Annotated in this window: 15 protein-coding genes and 1 pseudogene; 11 read left to right on the top strand and 5 right to left on the bottom strand. The window is 59.2% G+C overall.

The genetic code is table 11. The features are described from left to right. Positions 1-340 precede the first annotated feature (340 nt). Positions 341-1,411 carry a GGDEF domain-containing protein gene (locus FQ755_RS33860; RefSeq protein ID WP_144161751.1) on the top strand — a complete coding sequence of 357 codons (1,071 nt, stop codon included), beginning with the start codon at positions 341-343 and terminating at the stop codon, positions 1,409-1,411. Positions 1,412-1,642: 231 nt separating this feature from the next. Then, positions 1,643-2,425, top strand: coding sequence for an alpha/beta fold hydrolase (locus tag FQ755_RS33855; RefSeq protein ID WP_144161748.1), 783 nt, complete (start codon positions 1,643-1,645; stop codon positions 2,423-2,425). 157 nt (positions 2,426-2,582) lie between these two features. On the opposite strand, the pseudogene FQ755_RS38840 reads toward FQ755_RS33855, so the two are convergent. Together FQ755_RS38840 and FQ755_RS33845 are read right to left on the bottom strand one after the other, a co-directional pair. Then, positions 2,583-2,732, bottom strand: a pseudogene (locus FQ755_RS38840) (LysR family transcriptional regulator); the annotation flags it as partial. A 175-nt stretch (positions 2,733-2,907) separates the two neighbouring features. Then, the gene (locus FQ755_RS33845) at positions 2,908-3,849 is read right to left on the bottom strand and encodes a mechanosensitive ion channel family protein (RefSeq protein ID WP_144161742.1); all 942 of its coding nucleotides are present in this window, start codon (positions 3,847-3,849) and stop codon (positions 2,908-2,910) included. A 425-nt stretch (positions 3,850-4,274) separates the two neighbouring features. On the opposite strand from FQ755_RS33845, the gene FQ755_RS33840 reads away from it, so the two are divergent. The 7 genes from FQ755_RS33840 to FQ755_RS33810 all read left to right on the top strand — a co-directional run bounded on the left by FQ755_RS33840 (position 4,275) and on the right by FQ755_RS33810 (position 13,427). After that, complete coding sequence (locus FQ755_RS33840; protein ID WP_144161739.1) at positions 4,275-7,445, top strand: efflux RND transporter permease subunit; 3,171 nt, start codon at positions 4,275-4,277, stop codon at positions 7,443-7,445. Between the two features lie 2 nt (positions 7,446-7,447). Further along, positions 7,448-8,629, top strand: a complete 1,182-nt coding sequence (locus FQ755_RS33835) for an efflux RND transporter periplasmic adaptor subunit (RefSeq protein WP_144161736.1) — start codon at positions 7,448-7,450, stop codon at positions 8,627-8,629. Between the two features lie 9 nt (positions 8,630-8,638). Continuing rightward, a complete protein-coding gene (locus FQ755_RS33830; RefSeq protein WP_144161733.1) occupies positions 8,639-10,111 on the top strand; it encodes an efflux transporter outer membrane subunit in 1,473 nt (490 codons plus the stop codon). 202 nt (positions 10,112-10,313) lie between these two features. Beyond that, entirely contained in the window at positions 10,314-11,228 is a 915-nt protein-coding gene (locus FQ755_RS33825) for a dioxygenase (RefSeq protein ID WP_260859004.1), read from the top strand. A 44-nt stretch (positions 11,229-11,272) separates the two neighbouring features. Then, a complete protein-coding gene (locus FQ755_RS33820; RefSeq protein ID WP_409937802.1) occupies positions 11,273-11,992 on the top strand; it encodes an SDR family NAD(P)-dependent oxidoreductase in 720 nt (239 codons plus the stop codon). Between the two features lie 17 nt (positions 11,993-12,009). Further along, positions 12,010-12,891 carry a 3-keto-5-aminohexanoate cleavage protein gene (locus FQ755_RS33815; protein ID WP_144161724.1) on the top strand — a complete coding sequence of 294 codons (882 nt, stop codon included), beginning with the start codon at positions 12,010-12,012 and terminating at the stop codon, positions 12,889-12,891. Beyond that, on the top strand, positions 12,888-13,427 hold the full coding sequence (locus tag FQ755_RS33810) for a gamma carbonic anhydrase family protein (RefSeq protein ID WP_144161721.1): 540 nt from the start codon (positions 12,888-12,890) through the stop codon (positions 13,425-13,427). Before FQ755_RS33815 ends, FQ755_RS33810 begins: the two co-directional genes overlap by 4 nt. A 192-nt stretch (positions 13,428-13,619) precedes the next feature. Here FQ755_RS33810 and FQ755_RS33805 read toward each other — a convergent pair whose 3' ends face one another. After that, a complete protein-coding gene (locus tag FQ755_RS33805) occupies positions 13,620-14,426 on the bottom strand; it encodes an AraC family transcriptional regulator (protein ID WP_144161718.1) in 807 nt (268 codons plus the stop codon). Positions 14,427-14,676: 250 nt separating this feature from the next. On the opposite strand from FQ755_RS33805, the gene FQ755_RS33800 reads away from it, so the two are divergent. Beyond that, positions 14,677-15,018, top strand: coding sequence for a cupin domain-containing protein (locus FQ755_RS33800; protein WP_144161715.1), 342 nt, complete (start codon positions 14,677-14,679; stop codon positions 15,016-15,018). On the opposite strand, the gene FQ755_RS33795 is transcribed toward FQ755_RS33800, so the two are convergent. Both FQ755_RS33795 and FQ755_RS33790 read right to left on the bottom strand, forming a co-directional pair. Next, positions 15,004-15,948: a LysR family transcriptional regulator gene (locus FQ755_RS33795; RefSeq protein WP_144161712.1), complete on the bottom strand. Its 945-nt coding sequence runs from the start codon at positions 15,946-15,948 to the stop codon at positions 15,004-15,006. The genes FQ755_RS33800 and FQ755_RS33795 overlap by 15 nt on opposite strands. Before the next feature lie 131 nt (positions 15,949-16,079). Next, the gene (locus FQ755_RS33790; RefSeq protein WP_144161709.1) at positions 16,080-17,003 is read right to left on the bottom strand and encodes a LysR family transcriptional regulator; all 924 of its coding nucleotides are present in this window, start codon (positions 17,001-17,003) and stop codon (positions 16,080-16,082) included. A 111-nt stretch (positions 17,004-17,114) separates the two neighbouring features. On the opposite strand from FQ755_RS33790, the gene FQ755_RS33785 reads away from it, so the two are divergent. Then, a complete protein-coding gene (locus FQ755_RS33785) occupies positions 17,115-17,999 on the top strand; it encodes an intradiol ring-cleavage dioxygenase (protein WP_144161706.1) in 885 nt (294 codons plus the stop codon). Positions 18,000-18,025 lie beyond the last annotated feature (26 nt).

Below are 18,025 nucleotides of genomic sequence, written 5' to 3'. Positions count from 1 at the left end.
CATGTTTATCTCCGCGTCGTTCGCCCACTTGCGGCTGCTGGCGCGCGGCCATATCCGGATACGTTTGACGCGAGTGTGGAGAATCCTCAGAGGAAAGACAAGCTGAGCGAAAGGCGCGGAAAGGGAAAGCCGTAGCCCGCGGTTACGGCTTCTTTCTTCCGGGCCACAGGCCACGGATTGCACCGGCTGCCGGGGCTCACGCAGCATCAGGGCTTGTACCGCCATAAAGAGCCGCGCCGGATTGATATAGTGTTATCGCAGCAACGATAATTTGCGCGGATGCCAAGATTCTCCTCGGACGTTTTCCATCCACGCTCCGTGCGGACATCAGGGGCTAGCCATGCGGTTCGTTCGTAAAATCCATTCGCTCGAACGGGAAATCGTCTTCCATGACGCCTCCGAGAGGCGGCTGTTCTGGCGCAGCTCGGCAATCAGCCTGCGACCGCTGGCCGTCTGGGTGCAGGTGTTCGGCATCGTGGGCTGGATGTTGTCGCGCGTCTTCGCGAGCCCCGGCGCCGCGTTCGACCGAACGGAGACGGTCGTCGCGCTGGCCGGCATGCTGATGGGTTCGGCCACGACGTATTTCTCCCGTCACGTCGTGCTCAATTCGCTTGGCTGTTTCGTCTGTGCCGTCGCCGTTGCGTTTGGCTTTCACAGCAATGCGAGCGGCACACCGAATCCCGAGGTGTGGGTCATGCCCATGGGCATTCTGATTACCGTCGGCATGGCGCCGGTGTTTGCCGATTACTTCAGTTATCTGGCGAGTGCGATTGCGGCGTGGCTCATCCTGTCTTATGGCCGGGGCGAATTCATCATGCATTCGCATGACTCCGGCTGGATCATTCTGTTCATTTTCGCCGGGACAGCGCTGGGCCTGCTGCTCAACTTCCTGTTCGTGCGGGAACGGAAGCGGACATTCCTCGTACAGCGAGAGCTGATCAAGCTCGCGTTCAAGGATGCGCTAACGGGCATCGACAATCGCCGCAGCCTGATGGAGGCCATGCAGGATTATCACGCGCGTTCGGCAAGCAACGACTTCTATTTTCTGCTGATCGATATCGACGACTTCAAACGCATCAACGATACCTCGGGCCATGACGTTGGCGACGAGGTGCTGGTGGCCGTCGCCTCAATCATCGACCGGCATGCGCAGACGCATGCTCGCGGCCGTCTTGGCGGTGAGGAATTCGGCGTTGTGTTCACGGGGGAAGAAGCGGCGGCGTGCGCTCTCGCCAGGCAATTGTGTGAGAGCGTGGCGAAGCTGCGTATTTCAACGCATGTCGTGACGATCAGTATCGGCATATCGCGGTTCAGCGACGCCATGAGTCTTGCGGAAATTTTCAAGGTGGCTGACCAGGGTCTCTATGAAGCCAAGCGGCATGGCAAGAATCGATATGTTCTGGTTTCCTAAATAATGAAATGATGCATCGCCATGCGATGCATCGGAGCCGGGAATCTCGTCAATGAAAAAAACCTATTGCACCGATAGCGTGACCGATCATGAAACCGGCATGACGGTGCCGTAATCTCTGCGGCTGATGCCATAAAAAAGATTCTTCAGAAGATGGAATGATTTCTCGACGACTGTGTTTGCCCCTATGTCTGTCCTCAAACACATCAAACACTTGTCGGAGAAACTCTCATGAAGTTGAATTCGTTGGTTCTTGCCGCTCTCACCTGTGCCTCGCTGCTGGGCGCCTCGACGTCATTCGCGCAGGACAGCACCGCTGTTCCGTCCGGCCCCGTCAAGAATATCGTGCTGGTTCACGGCCTGTTTGCAGACGGTTCGAGCTGGGCGAAAGTAATCCCGCTGCTGCAGGCGAAGGGCTATCACGTCACGGCGGTGCAGAACCCCACGACCTCGCTCGACGCGGATGTAGACGCCGTCAAGCGCACGCTGGCTCAGCAGGATGGCCCGACGCTGCTGGTGGCGCATTCTTACGGCGGTATGGTGATCAGCCAGGCTGGTGACGATCCGAAGGTAACCGGCCTTGTCTACATTGCCGCGCGCGCACCGGATGCGGGTGAAGACTACCCGGCGCTGACGAAGAAGTATGCGCCGGCGCCGGCATCGGCGGGACTGCAATGGTCGGCTGACGGCTACGGCAAGCTCTCCGAGCAAGCCTTCGTCAACGACTTCGCCGGCGACCTGCCGAAGGAAGAAGCGGAAACGTACTACGCGGTTCAGCAGCCGATCGGCAAGGCCATCACCATGGCGAAGACCACCGTCGCCGCATGGCACGACAAGCCGACCTGGTACGCGGTGTCGACCGAAGATCGCACCATCAATTCGGATCTGGAGCGCTTCATGGCGAATCGCATGCACGCGCATACGATCGAGATCAAGTCGAGCCACGTGTCGCTCATCTCGCATCCGGCCGAGGTGGCGAACCTGATCCTCGAAGCGGCCGCCGCGCAGAAGTAATGAAGGGTTGACGTCGCTTGAGCCGCCTGGGTCAGGCGACGTCTAGATGGACCTTCAGCATGTCGATCAGCGCCCGCACCTTCGGCGATGTATGTTTGCCGGGCGGCAGTAGCGCATGAATTGCGAGGGGCGCGGTCGACCAGTCCGCATACACGCGCTCCAGCCGCTGGATGCCCTTGCTAACCGCCGTTTTGCCAATCCCGAGCCGCTCCGCGGCCCGCGTCAACGAACCGGTTTCGACGACCGCGATAAAGATCAGAAGATGTTCGAACGTCAGATTGCGGAGTTCGGATCGGAGCTCGGACATTAGGCTGCCACGTGGTGATTAAAGCAAAACGCGAATTCGAAGAGCTTGCTAGCAGATCTTGCCTGAGTCTATGGTTTAAACGGGCTTGTGCGCAACGATTTTTCAAGGCCGAGTTCGACGGTCTGCGGCGCTTACACCCATCTAAAACGTTTCCTTGCTCGGCCGATGCACGGGCCTACCGCATCGGGGCCCGGTCAATGCCCAGCAAATCAAGTTGTAGAAACGCGAGGTCGACGTATCTATTTTTTGCCCGGCTTTCATTGACGTCTCTAGCGACGAAGAATTGAGCTTCGTACTGCACGAACTCGACGGTTGACAACGTAGTCGTGACCTGAGGTTGTGGGTCACGCACGATATCTTCGTACTCAAACGCGGCGCGTTCCAACGCCGCTATGACCATTCCCGGGCGTATGTCAGGTCTCAGTTGCACCCTCACGATGATGCCGCGCAAAGGCGTAGCGACACTCGTATTGATGAATCTCGCTTTGGCGAGGGCGCTGTTGGGAACAATCGCGACGCTGCGCTCGACAGTCAGCAGATGTGTCGCACGCCAGTTCGTTTCAATGACACGCCCTTCGAGCGATGCGTCAACGGCTATCCAGTCACCGAGCCGGTATGGGCGGCTCAGGTTGAGAAGAAGTCCACAAAACGCGTCTCCCAGCGCACTTTGCAACGCCAGACCTGCAACGATAGCAACCGCTCCGGATGTGGCAAGTAGCGCGCCGACGGGCAGGCCGAAAACCTTGCTGCTGACCTCGAGCGCGGCGAGTAGATAGGCCCCTGTCGTCGCCAGGTCCTGCACCAGGCGCTCACGCTCGGGATGTTGACTGATGCGCAGCGTCGCACGCGCCACGCTATTCACAATCGCGGCACATCCGAACCACCAGAAACAGACAAAGATCTGCTCCGCGCCGTGCTTTGCCGCGGAGCCCGAGCTGCCCAGCGCCTGATTCGGATAAATGCCGGCATGCAGGAGCGTAGCCGTGAACAGGGCGAAAGCCAGCACGCGTACCGCTGCGCGTCCGAAAGGCACCTTGAGTGGAGGCACGTTCAACGCGGCGATCACCACGCCGGCGGCCGTGCCAGAAATCAACAGCGGATTGATGGTTGCAAACATGAATCGTCCCTCGGCCACTCGGGGCCTCACGGTGCATTGCTACGAGTGTTACGTCGTTTGGCGTGTCCATGTGCGCTGCCGACACGATGCGTCGCAGTCTAGGAAAAATGTCTGCGACTGCCCATAGCAATGCCAGGAAAGTCATTGTTGTCTGAATGAGCAACGATCAGGCCGATTTCCTCCAACGCCGCGCCAGAGCGGGCTTGCAACGAATTTCCCAGCGCGGGGTGAAAGCCGTTGCCGCTTCGTGGCAGAGAAACAGAAGCGGATGTCCGAACACCGCATCGAGCGACAAATAGACTTCGTTCGCTGATTCGCGCCGGACTCGCTTCAAGGTCCGGCACATCGTGACGACTTCTGCGCTTGCGCCGACATCCGGCAGGCGAGTCCGGTCGTCATTCGGACAACTCAAAGGATTGGAAGCCATGTGGATAGTCAACATTGCGCTGCGAAGGCCGCTGACGTTCATCGTCGCGGCGATTCTCATTCTATTAGCCACCCCCTTCGTCTTGCTCAAGATGCCGACGGATATCTTTCCGGATATCGACATCCCCGTAGTAAGCATTATCTGGAGTTACAACGGGCTTAACGCCAATGACATGGCGCAGCGGATCGTGACGGTCAGCGAGCGCAGCCTGACGACGACGGTCAACGATATCGACCACATCGAATCGCAGTCGCTCGCCGGCGTTGGCGTCATCAAGCTGTATCTTCGTCCGAACGCGAGCGTGCCGATGGCCGTTGCTCAGGCCGTGGCGAACGTGCAGCAGACGCTTCGGTCGTTGCCGCCTGGCACGACTGCGCCGCTGGTCATTAAATATTCGGCGTCGAGCGTGCCTATCATTCAACTCGGGCTCTCCAGCGACACGCTCTCGGAGCAACAGCTTAACGACCTGGGCATGAACTTTCTGCGCCCGCAACTCGTGACGATTCCGGGCAGTGCCGTTCCCTATCCTTATGGCGGCAAGTCCCGCGTCATCGCCGTGGATCTGGATACGCAGGCGCTTCTTGCAAAAAATATGACGCCGGCGGATGTGGTCAATGCGGTCAACGCGCAGAACCTGATCCTGCCGTCAGGCACCGCGAAATTTGGCCCCACCGAGTTCCAGGTGAACACCAACGGTGCGCCCGAAGCGGTATCGGAGCTCAACGACATTCCTGTCCGCACGAAGAGCGGCTCGACCACCTACCTGAGTGAGGTCGCTCACGTGCGGGATGGTTTCTCGCCGCAGACGAACGTTGTTCGGCAGGACGGCCGACGTGGCGTGCTGCAGCCCATTCTGAAAAATGGCTCGGGTGCTTCCACGCTGCAAATCGTGAGCGATCTCAAGTCGATGTTGCCTCAAGCAGCGGCGTCGTTGCCGAAGGACCTGCGCATTACGCCTTTGTTCGACCAGTCGGTGTTCGTCAAGAGCGCGATTAGCGGGGTCATCCGCGAGGCAGTCATTGCCGCGGCGCTGACAGCAATGATGATTCTGATGTTTTTGGGTAGCTGGCGGAGCACGGTGATTATCGCGGTGTCGATTCCGTTGTCGATCCTGTCGTCAATCATCATGCTAAGCGTGTGCGGACAGACGATCAATCTGATGACCCTGGGCGGCCTCGCGCTGGCGGTGGGCATTCTGGTGGACGACGCCACGGTGACGATCGAGAACATCGAACGTCACCTTCATCTAGGCACGCCGCTTGAAGAGGCGATTCTGACCGGAGCGGGCGAGATTGCCGTGCCCGCGCTCGTTTCGACGCTGTGTATCTGCATTGTGTTCGTGCCGATGTTCTTCCTTAGCGGCGTCGCGCGTTTCCTTTTCGTTCCGTTGGCCGAGGCCGTGGTGTTCGCGATGGTGGCGTCCTACATTCTGTCGCGCACGCTGGTCCCGACGCTCGTCAAGTATCTGATGGCCGGAAATACGCATAGTCATACGGAGACGAACGACAACCTGTTTCATCGCATTCAGCGTCGCTTCGAATCGGGTTTCGAAAGTCTCCGGTCAGGTTACGTCGGGGTGCTGGAAGCGGTGCTGGCAAATCGCCGGGTGTTCGTGACGATATTTCTGGGTCTATGTGTTCTCTCGTGTGCACTGTTTTTGACGCTTGGACGTGACTTCTTCCCCGGCGTCGATTCAGGTCAGATTCGCCTGCATATGCGTGGCCCCACCGGAATGCGTATAGAGGAAACGGCCAAGCTGGCGGACCAGGTCGAGGGGACGATTCGTGACGTGGTGCCGGCCGGTGACCTGCAGACCATTCTCGACAATATCGGCCTTCCGGTCAGCGGTATCAATCTCGCGTACAGCAACGGCGGCACCATTGGTAATTCGGATGCCGAAATTCTCGTGGCGCTCAAGACCGACCACAAGGGTCGCACCAATGACTACATCCGCAAACTGAGAGCGGAGCTTCCGAAGCTGTATCCGGGCGCCGAATTCTTTTTCCAGCCGGCGGACATGGTGACGCAGATTCTGAACTTCGGCTCGCCCGCAGCGATCGACGTGCAACTCGCGGGAAATGACACCGCCAAGCTGCGTACCATTGCAGACCAGCTCGCCTACAAGATGAAGCGGATTCCCGGTGCTGTCGACGTCCACGTTTATCAACTCGACAACAACCCCGGCATTAATCTGCGCATGGACCGCACCGGCATCCAGCAGGTTGGACTGAATGCGGCGGATGTGGCTGGAAACATGCTGTATTCGCTGAGCGGCAGCTTCCAGACCTCGCCGGCTTTCTGGCTGAGCAAAAACGGCGTCGTCTACAACGTCGCAGTTCAGTCGCCGCAATATCGCATCAACACGCTCGACGACCTGATGCGCACGCCCGTTTCCCATGCAGGATCCGGGTATCCGGAGCAGCTCCTCGGCAACCTCGTGAATGTGACGCCGTCGATCGAGCCCGCGGTGGTTTCTCATTACAACATCACACCGACCGTCGACATCTACGCGGACGTTGATGGACGCGATCTCGGCTCGGTGAGCGCCGCAATCGGCAAGCTCGTCAAGGCGGCCCAGCCGGGCCTGCCGCGCGGGGCCCGTGTGACGCTGCGCGGCCAGGTGCAAACCATGAACTCGTCGTTTGTCGCGGTGGGCGTAGGTCTGGTAATGGCCATCGTGCTGGTGTATCTGCTTATCGTCGTGAACTTCCAGACATGGGTCGATGCGTTCGTCATCATCACCGCATTGCCGGCGGCGCTCGCAGGCATCGCCTGGATGCTGTTCTTCACCGAAACGAGTCTGAGTGTGCCCGCTTTGATGGGCGCCATCATGACCATGGGCGTCGCGACGGCAAACAGCATCCTGCTGGTGTCGTTCGCCCGTGAACGCATGGCGGCGGGCTGCGACGCATTAGCGGCCGCCTACGAAGCCGGCGCCACAAGGATCCGGCCTGTGCTGATGACGGCGCTCGCCATGATCATCGGAATGATTCCAATGGCGCTTGGTCTGGGCGACGGTGGCGAACAGAACGCGCCGTTAGGGCGTGCCGTTATCGGCGGCCTGCTGTTCGCCACGTTCTCGACTCTGCTTTTCGTGCCTTCTGTATTCGCCTTGCTCAACGGTAAACGCAAACCCAATTCCGCCGTCACCCCGGCAACTGGAGAATGACCATGTCTGATATTGAACAATCTGCCGCGCCGGTCTCGCACAATCCGTCAACCCGCGCACATGCGGCACCTGTGAAGAAAGCATCCAGGATGGCCGTCGTAGTAGGGATAGCATTCGTTGTCCTTGGCGCAAAGACCCTGCGGGACCGCGAGGCGCATGCCAATGCCTTGCAAAACACGACAACCGAAATCTCGCAGCAGTACGTGACCGTGGTGAAGCCTTCGGCGACGCCGGCCCTGAGAAAGGTCACGCTTCCAGGAACACTGATGGGACAGACCGAATCGCCAATCTATGCGAGAAGCACGGGCTACGTCGCGCACTGGTACAAAGATATTGGCGACACGGTGAAGCAGGGCGAACTGCTCGCCACCATCGAGACGCCGGAGGTGGACCGGCAGTTGAGCCAGGCCGAGGCAAACCGGCAACAGGTTCAGGCTAGTCTTGGGCTCGCCGTGACCTCGGCCAAACGCTGGGAAACGCTTCGCTCGCACGACGCAGTCTCTCAGCAGGAACTCGACGAAAAGCAGAGCACGCTGGCGCAGTCGCAGGCGGACCTCGCTGCTGCGAATGCCGAAGTGGGCCGGTTGCAGGAACTCGAGCGTTTCAAAAGCGTGGTTGCACCCTTCTCCGGGGTGATTACGCGCCGCAATATCGATGTGGGCGCACTCGTCGACGCGGGCTCCGAGGGTCCAGGCAAAGAACTGTTCATGCTTGCCAGGATCGACATGCTGAAGACCTACGTTTACGTTCCCGAATCGTATTCCCAGCGTATTCACGCGGGACAGCAGGTCAAGGTCACGCTGGCAGAGCTGCCGGGTCAGACATTCTCCGGCACAGTGGCGCGCACGTCGGACGCCATCGATACGACGACACGATCGATGCAGATCGAAGTGGACCTGCCGAATCCGGCGGGCGTGCTCAAGCCTGGCGCATATGCCGACGTAGAGCTTGATTTGCCGTCTTCCGGTGCGGCGGTGATTCCTGCCAACACGCTGCTGTTTCGCGCTGAGGGGCTGCGCGTCGCCGTGGTGGGAGCGGATGGCATCGTGCGTCTTCGAGCGGTGACCGTGGGCGAAGACTATGGAACCACGCTGCAGATCGTTCAAGGCATTGCTCCCAACGACCGTCTGGTGCTGAATCCGCCCGATTCGCTCGAAGACGGACAGCATGTTGCCGTTCGATAGGAGACAGCCATGAAACTTCCTATCGGGCAGTTGACTGCTTGCGCCGTGGCGATTCTGTGTGCCGGATGCGCTGTGGGTCCAGACTACGTTCGTCCAACCGTACCGACGCCCGCCGCATGGCAACCGCAGGCGCCGTGGTCTGCCGCAAACCCAGAGGACACCAAAGTAAAAGGTGACTGGTGGACCCTGTTCGACGACTCTGCGCTCGACCAGCTCGAGCAGAAAGCCGCGTCAGCCAATCCGACGTTGAAGGCGGCATTCGAGCACTACGCGCAGAGCGAGGCCGAATTGGGTGAGACCCGCTCGGCCGAGCTTCCGTCCGTCGGTGTAGGCGCAAACGCAAGCCGTGGGCGAATTTCGGCCAACCGGCCACTCCTCAGTTACGGCGTGCCCAATACTTCGACGGTGCAGAACGACATTCAGGTCGGCGTGCAGGCCAGCTACGAGGTCGACCTTTTCGGCCGCGTGCGGCGCGAGGTAGAAGCCGCAAAGGCCGGGACGGAACAATCGGCCGCCGACTTCCAGAACATGCAGCTGGTCGTCGCAGCGGGTGTCGCGACAACTTATTTTGAAGTGCGGGAACTGGACGAGGAGATGAGCGTGGTCCAGTCAATGGTCGACTACGAGGCGAAGGCGCTGGCGTTCGTGCAGCATCGCTATCAGGACGGCGATGCGTCGGGGCTCGACCTCTCACAGCAGCAGGCGCAACTCGACGCGACCAAAACGCAGCTTGAACTGCTGAAAGACCAGCGTGCGCGCAATGTGCATGCATTGGCGACGCTGACAGGCACGCCGGCGCCGGACTTCGCTCTTGAGGCAGGCGTGCTGCCGGCAAAGATTCCCGTCGTGCCGGTTGGCGTGCCTTCCGAACTGCTGCAGCGCCGCCCCGACATTGCGTCGGCTGAACGCGCGGTAGCCGCGGCGAACGCGAAGATCGGCGTTGCTCGCAGCGCGTACTACCCGAATATCGTCCTCAGTCCCTCTATTGCGTTTGAATCGGTGGCGGGTGGGTCGCTGTTCACGGCTTCCAGTCTGTTGTGGTCGTTGGGTGGCAGCGCTGTTCAGAACGTCTTCGAGGGCGGCAAGATCGCGGCCATGAACCGGTTTGCCGAGGCCGGTTACAGGGCGACGGTTGACGACTACTCCGCCACGGTCCTTAAAGCGTTCCAGGAAGTGCAGGATGGAATGTCGAGCATGAATTACCTCGGCTCCGCTTCCAACGACGCCACGCGTGCGACCGCAAGTGCCGACCACGTGCTGTCCATCGCCACCGAACGTTACAAAGACGGCCTCGCCAATTATCTCGACGTGATCGACGCGCAACAGTCACTGCTTGCGCAGGAGCGGCTGGCAACCGGCATCCATGGCCAGCAGCTCGAGCAGTGCGTCTTCCTCATCAAGGCGCTCGGCGGCGGCTGGCAGCGCGGGGTTCCCACGCTTGCCGAAGGGCAAACGGGTACGCCGGATTCCGGCGTCAGATAACCGTATTGATGAAACCGGACATCGCTTCAGGGATCTGTGAACCTGGCAGAAACTCGGAAGTGATTGTCCGCCCGGCGCCTCTCAACTGGATAGCATGACATTGAGGCCCAACGCAATCCATCTGGAGCGAGCAACCTGTAATGGTTCTTGCCGCGCCGAACAATTTCGGCCGGTCGCTGCAGAAAGACAAATGGAGACTGAAATGACGGACTTATCTCACCTCGACAGCATCGTTGACGACCCCGATTCGATTACTGAAGTCGTATTAAAGGCCATGAGCGAGACGGACGATGCGCGATTGAAGCAAATCGTCGACGCTCTCGTGCGCCATGCCCATGCGTTTTTTCGTGAGATTCGACTGACCGACCCGGAATTTGAAAAGGGGCTCGAATTCGTTAAGGCCATTGGTCAAGCGACGGTGGACGATCATAACGAAGTGGTGCTGTGTGCGGACGTGCTTGGCTTTTCGACGCTCATCACCCTGCTTAACACGGCAGACAGAACTAACCGTACTCCCGGTGCGCTTTTGGGGCCGTTCTATCGGGGCAATTCACCCGAGTATGCGGACGGCGACAGCATCGTTGCAGCGGGTTCGCCCGGCGCGCCGCTTTTCGTTCGATGCCGCGTAGTCAACACGGCTGGTGAAGCGGTCAAGAACGCGGTCGTCGATGTGTGGCAGGCCTCGCCGGTCGGACTGTACGAGAACCAGGATCCCGAGCAGCCCGACATGAACCTGCGCGGACGTTTTCATACGGACGCCGACGGGTTCTTTCGCTTTCGTTCGGTCCGCCCAGCCGGCTATCCTGTGCCAACCCACGGCCCCGTGGGGAAACTGCTGGAGAGCCAGCATCGCCATCCATACCGCCCGGCACATATCCATTTCGTCATCATCGCGGACGGTTACGAGACGCTCGTCAGTCAGGTCTTTGCCGACGATTCGGAACATCTTGGCTCGGACGTCGTGTTTGGTGTGAACCGCGCCCTGGTCGGCAAATTCCTGGCTCATGAGGATGGCAAGGCGCCGGCCCTCGACGTCAGCGGCCTTTACTACACGCTGGAATACGAATTTGTCGTGGCGGAGGGTACCCCGACCTATCCGACCCCACCCATCAAATAACACCGGAGAGAACGATGTCAAACCTTCTTCAAGGGAAAGTAGCCGTGATCCTTGGCGGCACTGGCGGAATTGGTGTCGCGACGGCTAAACGCTTCGCTGCGGCGGGCGCATCGGTGGTCGTTTGCGGTCAGCGTGATAACGGCAAGGCGGAGCGTGTCGTCCAATCGCTCCCCGGCCAGGGACATATGGCGAAGCGGGTGACCATCACGGACAGTGAGTCACTTTCGCGGTTGGCGAATGAGGTTCGCGCGCAATATGGTCGAACCGACATCCTTATCAACACCGCGGGTTTCACAAAGCCCGTTAAACACGCCGATCTCGACGCGCTGACCGACGACCTCATTGATGAAATCATGAGGGTCAACTGGCGTGCACAGTTTGCTGCAATCCGTGCCTTCCGTTCGCTTCTGGACGAAGCCGGCGACGCACTTGTTGTCAACGTCTCGTCCATTTCCGCAACGACGGGTGTGGGCAGCAACATTGCCTACTGCGCAGCGAAAGCAGGGCTCGATGTGATGGCGGCTTCGCTAGGGCGAGCCCTGGCGCCACGCATTCGGGTGCTAAACGTAGCGCCTGGCGTAGTGGATACGAGCTTCGTGCCGGGGCGCGGAGCCGACTTCAACGACAAGGTCGCGGCTACGACCCCGCTCGGGCGCATAGGCACTCCAGAAGACATTGCGGATGCAATCGAAGCATGCGCGACACATCTGAAATTCAGCACCGGTGTGACCATCGTTGTCGATGGCGGCCGGCGTCTCGGTTGAACGATTCAAGGTTAATCATGCACGCACGCAAAACCATCATCACCTGTGCCGTCACGGGCAATCTGACGAAGCCGGAACAACATCCGGGACTGCCTGTCACGCCCCGGCAGATTGCAACTGCCGCGCTCGAAGCTGCTCAGGCCGGCGCCGCCGTTGCGCATATTCATGTACGCGATCCGGCAACGGGACGCCCGTCGATGCACGTTGAGCTGTATCGCGAGGTCATCAAGCTCATTCGCGAAGTCGACACGGAACTGATCATCAACCTCACCACGGGGCCAGGCGGGCGTTTCATTCCGTCGGACGACGACCCGAAAATTGCTGCACCCGGCACGACCTTGCTGCCGCCGGAGAAGCGCGTCGAACACATTGCGGCGCTTCGCCCGGACATCTGCAGCCTCGATCTCAACACGATGAATTCGGGCGGCGATGTCGTCATTAATACTCCTAAGAACGTGCGCCGGATGGCCCAGGTGATTCGCCAGGCCGGTGTCAAACCAGAGCTTGAGATTTTCGATTCGGGCGATCTGCATCTGGCGCTGGATCTCATCAAGGAAGGGGTGCTGGACGGTCCCGGTTTGTGGACATTCGTGATGGGGGTGAAATACGGCTTCGCCGCCACACCGGAGACGATGCTGTATGCACGTAACTTCCTGCCGCAGGGTGCGGCATGGTCCGCATTCGGAATCGGACGTGCGGAGTTTCCTATCGTCGCGCAGGCGTGGTTAGCGGGTGGTCATGTCAGGGTTGGTCTGGAAGACAACATTTACATCGCGAAAGGCGTGCTCGCCGGGAGCAATGCTGCGCTCGTGGCGCGGGCTCGTGACATTGTGTCGTCGCTCGGCGGTGAAATCGCAACGGCCGCGGAAGCTCGCGAAATACTGGGGTTAAAAAAATGAGCGAACAATGGGACGGAAAGCAATTCGGTACACCGTCGGTACACAAATCAGTCTTTGTGGCGCGTGGCGTGTCCATTATCGGCGACGTGCTGGTTGGGGAAAAAGCGTCAATCTGGTTCAACGCTGTGCTGCGAGGCGATGTCCAACGTATCGTGGTGGGCGCCAGGACAAACATTCAGGATGGCTGCATTCTGCACGGCACCACTAACGGCGCGCCGACGCTGGTAGGCAGTCAGGTCACCGTTGGGCATGGCGCAATCCTTCATGCATGCACGATCGAAGACAGAGCGTTTGTTGGATTCGGCTCGCGGGTTCTGGACGGCGCGATCGTGCGTACAGGTGGGATGCTGGCAGCGGGGGCCGTACTGACGCCGGGCAAAGTCGTGGGCTCGGGGGAACTGTGGGCGGGAAATCCAGCGCGCCTGCTGAGAAATCTGACCGAAGAAGAAATCGCTGGCATTGTGGTTGCTGCTGAACGCTACGTGACACTCGGGGAGCGGTATGTGTTTTCCAAACCCGTCGTCATGCACTTCTAGTGGTCTAGTGGTCGCGCACGTAGTGAAATGGTTGCGGCGTGTATTCAGACGGAGCGACATCGGGCGCAGGGACTCCAGCCGAATCCCTGGCGCTCGATGTCCGATGCGATATGGGACCTTGCCGCTCGGACTGGCTGTCTACCACGGCGCCGCTGAAGTCGCGCCCGGGGTTGGGCCGGCCTCTATATGCGGTCAAACCTCTTCGCTTGTTGCTGACTCGTCCGCCAACTTTTCGTCCGCGCAGAACTCGCTGGGTGAGGTTCCGAGTTCGCGGCGGAACATGTCACTAAAGCTGCTTGGACGATAGCCGAGAGCACGGGCAACGGCACTTACCGACTGGCCCTCAGCCAGCTTCGAAACCGCAATGGCTAGCTGGACCTGTCGCCTCCATTCCGCAAAGCCGATACCGAGCGAGCGTGAAAAAAGACGCGCGAGCGTTCTGACGCTTGCGCCGACGGAGGCCGCATGTTGCTCGAAGCTGATATCCACCGACGGATTCTCTATCACGGCTCGGCAAAGCACATCCAGTCTGCGATCGGACTCATCGGGCAGGGGAATCCGCAGCGAATAGCGGTTCGCATTCCCCAGTTCGAGCGCGGCGAAACGATAGGCTATATCCAGGTACTCCTCATTTCTTTCAGTCTCCCGCTCTGCAATCGTGGTGATGAGTTCGCGAAGAAGGCCGTTGATTTCGAAAACATCGGCCTGTCTGCTCAGATGCTGCACATCACTCTCGCGCAGATACAGGTTGCGCATCTCGACTGCACTCATCATACGGATGGAGTGCACCGTGTTCGGGGGTAACCATACGGCACGCTGAGGGGGCACTACCAGCGCTTCGCGGCCGACCTCGACCCACATCACACCGGCTACCGCGTAGAGGACCTGAGCCCAGTCGTGGGAGTGCGGGTCGATACGCAGTCCGCGTGGGTAGGGTCGCGCCAACGATTTGCCGCGGCCGGATTCGTCGGACAGGTCAGGAGGCACTGCTTGGGACATAGTCGTCAATCCACAGGTTGTTGCGCGAAAGTTGAATGCCGATACTCAAACCACTTATTACATTAGCGCAATTGGTGCTGCAGCGCGACCTTCCTGGAACGGGTTGCTCTTTCACTCGTCGCTGCAGGTGTCTGTCGGCTTTCGGCCTTAGTTGCCTGTTTGACAAGGAACACTTCCTGAATCGTGCGTGCCGACAGGACCCCTTGCCGTAGTAACATTTGCGAACGATTGCATGGAGCCAGAGACAAAAATGAACGTCACGCGGTTTGCTGCGGCACCCGAGTATTTTCCCGAGAATCACTTCATGATGCGCTGCCTGCGACTGCAGGGTCATGAGGCGGGACCCGCTAGCGATCTGTGGATGGGTGTATCCGTTATTTCTCCGGGGGGCAATACCTCTTTGGACGCATCTGCGGTAGAGAAGCATTATGTGGTGCTCGAAGGCTCTGTGACCATCACGACGGAGGAAGGCGAAGTGGAACTCAGTCGCCACGACTCTTGCCGTATCGCGCCAGGGGAAAGTCGCAAGCTGGAGAACCGCACGGACAGTGTGGCGGCGATCCTGCTGGCCATGCCACTATCTAAGCGCTGACGGCAAGGGGCTTGCCTCTGGTCGCATACCCTTAGCCGATTCGCGGAAGTGGTCGACGGCCATATCGACGAATGCCTTGACTTTCAGCGGCAGAAATTTTCGATTCGAATAAACGATGCGAAATTCGCGGTCGGGCAGGCTGTACTCGGGCAAGAGACGCGTGAGTTTTCCAGTGCGGATGTCGTCTTCGACGAGATACGCGGATAGCGTTGCAATGCCTAACCCCGCCAGAACGCACTCGCGGACCATCCCGATGTTGTTGGTGTAGAGCGTGGGTTTGGGCGCGGCGCTGACAGCGGTTCCATCAGGTGCATTGAATACAATTTCGTCCGTAGCCTGCGAGGTACGGAATGAAACGTAAGGATGGCTTATCAAATCGGTGGGGTGCGCCGGCGCGCCGTTCCTGGCTATATAGTCGGGCGATGCGCAGGTGTAGTAGTCGGTCGATGTCAGATGTCTTGAGACGAGGGTCTGCGCCGTCACATGGCGGGCCGCGAGAATGCCGAGGTCGAACTCCTCCTCGATGAGGTCGACCGCCCGGTCGACCAGAGCAAGGTCGACAATCACATTGGGATACTCACGTTGGTAGGCGCTCAGTATCGGCCCTAGCTGACGCATTGCAAATAGTGCAGGCGCGACAATCCGAAGTCGACCGGACGTGCTGATCGCATTCGTCGATAGCATCGAATACGTTTCTTCCACTTCGCCCAGTATTTGCCGGCAGCGGTCAAGGTAGATGCGGCCGGCCTCGGTCATCGACATCTTTCGTGTGGTCCGTTGAAGCAAGCGCGTTCCGAGATGTTCCTCCAACTCGGTGATGACCCGGCTGATGCGCGGAACGCCCATCTCCAGTGTCTCGGCTGCGTGCGCGTAGCTATTTGCTTCCGCTACCTTAACGAATACTTTCATCGCTGTCAGTACGTCCACCATCACCTCGCGTTGGTTTTCCTATCGGCGGCAGCCCTTGGCTGGCTCAGTACGCACTGTATCGCCACCCCGTCCCGTTGATGAGACAGCTACTTTCGAATTTCGGACATGTCGTCATTAATGCTCGCAATAACCTAAGGCCACCTCTGCGTCCACCGGCGTTCGTATTCCATGGTTTGAAAATGTGCGATGAGAAACTCAGTGAACGCGCGGACCTTTGACGAGATGTATTTGCGGTTCTGGTACGCGATATTGATTTTCAACCAGGGTAAATCCCATTCCTCAAGCAGCGGAACAAGCCGGCCGGCGATGACTTCGTCGTGAATGATGTACACGGGCTGGATCACGATACCGAGCCCGTTGAGTCCGGCTTTGACGATGACCTGTCCTTCATTGGACTCCAGCACCCCGCTAATTTTCACGGTGCGAGTGTCGTGGCCCCTTGAGAAGGTGAGTTCGTAAGGATTGTTCGCCAATGTGTAGACCAGAAATTGGTGTCCCTCAAGCTGCTCAAGCGTGCGGGGTGTTCCAAAGTTCGCAAGGTACTCGGGCGAAGCGGCAAGTATGCGGCGCGTTTCAGCAAGGCGCCGTATCACGAGTCCGGAGTCTGCTTCGTGCTCGCGCGTGCGGATTGCAAGATCGATGCCGCTTTCAATCAGATCAAAGTAGCGATTCGCTGCGGTGACCGCAACCTTTAGCTTGGGATATTGCTCGGAGAAGTCCGGCAGAAGCGGCGCAATTATCTGCGAGCAGAATGACACGGACGCCGTGACCCGTAACGTCCCGACCGGGCTTAGAAGGGCAGAGCTGACGAGCGCTTCGGCTTCTTCCATCTCCGAGGCGATATTCCGGCAGCGCCGATAGAACTCCTCGCCGACTTCGGTCAGGAACAGACGCCGCGTATTGCGCTCGACGAGTCGCGCGCCAAGTCGCTGTTCAAGGTTGGCGAGATGCCGTCCGGCGGCGGAGGTCGAAAGCCCTAGCTGTTCCGCAGCTTTCGAAATGCTTCCTCTCTCAGCTGTCTGAACAAACAGCTCGAGTTCGACCCACTTGTCCACTGATGTCTCCTGTTTCCCGCGTTGCGGGATTATGTTTCCCGCTGCAAGCCTTTTTCGCCGGCCATTGGCAGACTATATTCTGACTCAAAGCAGATCAACATTGGAGACGTTATGCAAAATGTCGACGAGGACACGATCACCCAGATCGTGCTGGCCCGCCATGCCGAGGCTTCCAGCACCCGTCTCAAACAGATCATGACGAGCGTGGTGCAGCACCTGCACGCATTCGCGCGAGACGTTCAATTGTCGGAAGAGGAGTGGTTTCAGGGGATCCAGTTCCTGACCGAGGTTGGCCACATCACCGACGACAAACGCCAGGAATTCATTCTGCTGTCGGACACGCTCGGGCTATCGATGCTGGTCACGGCGCTTAACAATCGCAAACCGCGGGGATGCACGGAGTCGACGGTGTTTGGACCGTTCTTCGTCGAAGACGCACCCCATTACGAAAATGGCGCCGACGTGGGCAATGGCGCGAGAGGCGAACCTTGTTTCGTGACGGGACGGGTTACCGGACTTGACGGAGAGCCAGTGGCCAATGCCCGCGTCGATGTCTGGCAGGCAGACTCCGATGGCTTCTACGACGTCCAGTACGCTGGTACGCATGAAGCACATGGGCGCGGCACCCTGCGCAGCCAGGCCGACGGAACGTTTCATTTCCGCTCGATAACCGCCGAGTCGTACCCCATCCCGCACGACGGGCCGGTCGGCCGGATGTTGACGGCGCTGGGGCGGCATCCATGGCGCCCGGCGCACCTCCACTTCATGATCGACGCACCGGGATATGAACGGCTGATTACGCACGTGTTCAGATCCGGCGACAAGTATCTCGATTCAGATGCGGTGTTTGGCGTCCGTTCATCTCTCATTGCCGACTGGGAGCGGCATGAGTCGGGTACATCGCCGGACGGAATCGCGCATGACAGTCCTTTCAGCACGCTCGATTTCACGTTTGTCCTTAACCGGGTCAACGCAGGAACCGGCCGAAGCAGGTAACGGCTTTTGCTGCTTGCCGCGTACAG

Source organism: Paraburkholderia sp. BCC1885 (assembly GCF_900996235.1).
Classification (GTDB): Bacteria; Pseudomonadota; Gammaproteobacteria; order Burkholderiales; family Burkholderiaceae; genus Paraburkholderia.
The sequence above is the reverse complement of the archived record's forward strand: the minus strand, read 5'-3'. Positions and strand labels throughout refer to the sequence as shown.

Coding starts and splice junctions, on each gene's coding strand:
- FQ755_RS33860 (WP_144161751.1), top strand. CDS start 341: ATGCGGTTCGTTCGTAAAATCCATTCGCTCGAACGGGAAATCGTCTTC.
- FQ755_RS33855 (WP_144161748.1), top strand. CDS start 1,643: ATGAAGTTGAATTCGTTGGTTCTTGCCGCTCTCACCTGTGCCTCGCTG.
- FQ755_RS33845 (WP_144161742.1), bottom strand. CDS start 3,849: ATGTTTGCAACCATCAATCCGCTGTTGATTTCTGGCACGGCCGCCGGC.
- FQ755_RS33840 (WP_144161739.1), top strand. CDS start 4,275: ATGTGGATAGTCAACATTGCGCTGCGAAGGCCGCTGACGTTCATCGTC.
- FQ755_RS33835 (WP_144161736.1), top strand. CDS start 7,448: ATGTCTGATATTGAACAATCTGCCGCGCCGGTCTCGCACAATCCGTCA.
- FQ755_RS33830 (WP_144161733.1), top strand. CDS start 8,639: ATGAAACTTCCTATCGGGCAGTTGACTGCTTGCGCCGTGGCGATTCTG.
- FQ755_RS33825 (WP_260859004.1), top strand. CDS start 10,314: ATGACGGACTTATCTCACCTCGACAGCATCGTTGACGACCCCGATTCG.
- FQ755_RS33815 (WP_144161724.1), top strand. CDS start 12,010: ATGCACGCACGCAAAACCATCATCACCTGTGCCGTCACGGGCAATCTG.
- FQ755_RS33810 (WP_144161721.1), top strand. CDS start 12,888: ATGAGCGAACAATGGGACGGAAAGCAATTCGGTACACCGTCGGTACAC.
- FQ755_RS33805 (WP_144161718.1), bottom strand. CDS start 14,426: ATGTCCCAAGCAGTGCCTCCTGACCTGTCCGACGAATCCGGCCGCGGC.
- FQ755_RS33800 (WP_144161715.1), top strand. CDS start 14,677: ATGAACGTCACGCGGTTTGCTGCGGCACCCGAGTATTTTCCCGAGAAT.
- FQ755_RS33795 (WP_144161712.1), bottom strand. CDS start 15,948: ATGGTGGACGTACTGACAGCGATGAAAGTATTCGTTAAGGTAGCGGAA.
- FQ755_RS33785 (WP_144161706.1), top strand. CDS start 17,115: ATGCAAAATGTCGACGAGGACACGATCACCCAGATCGTGCTGGCCCGC.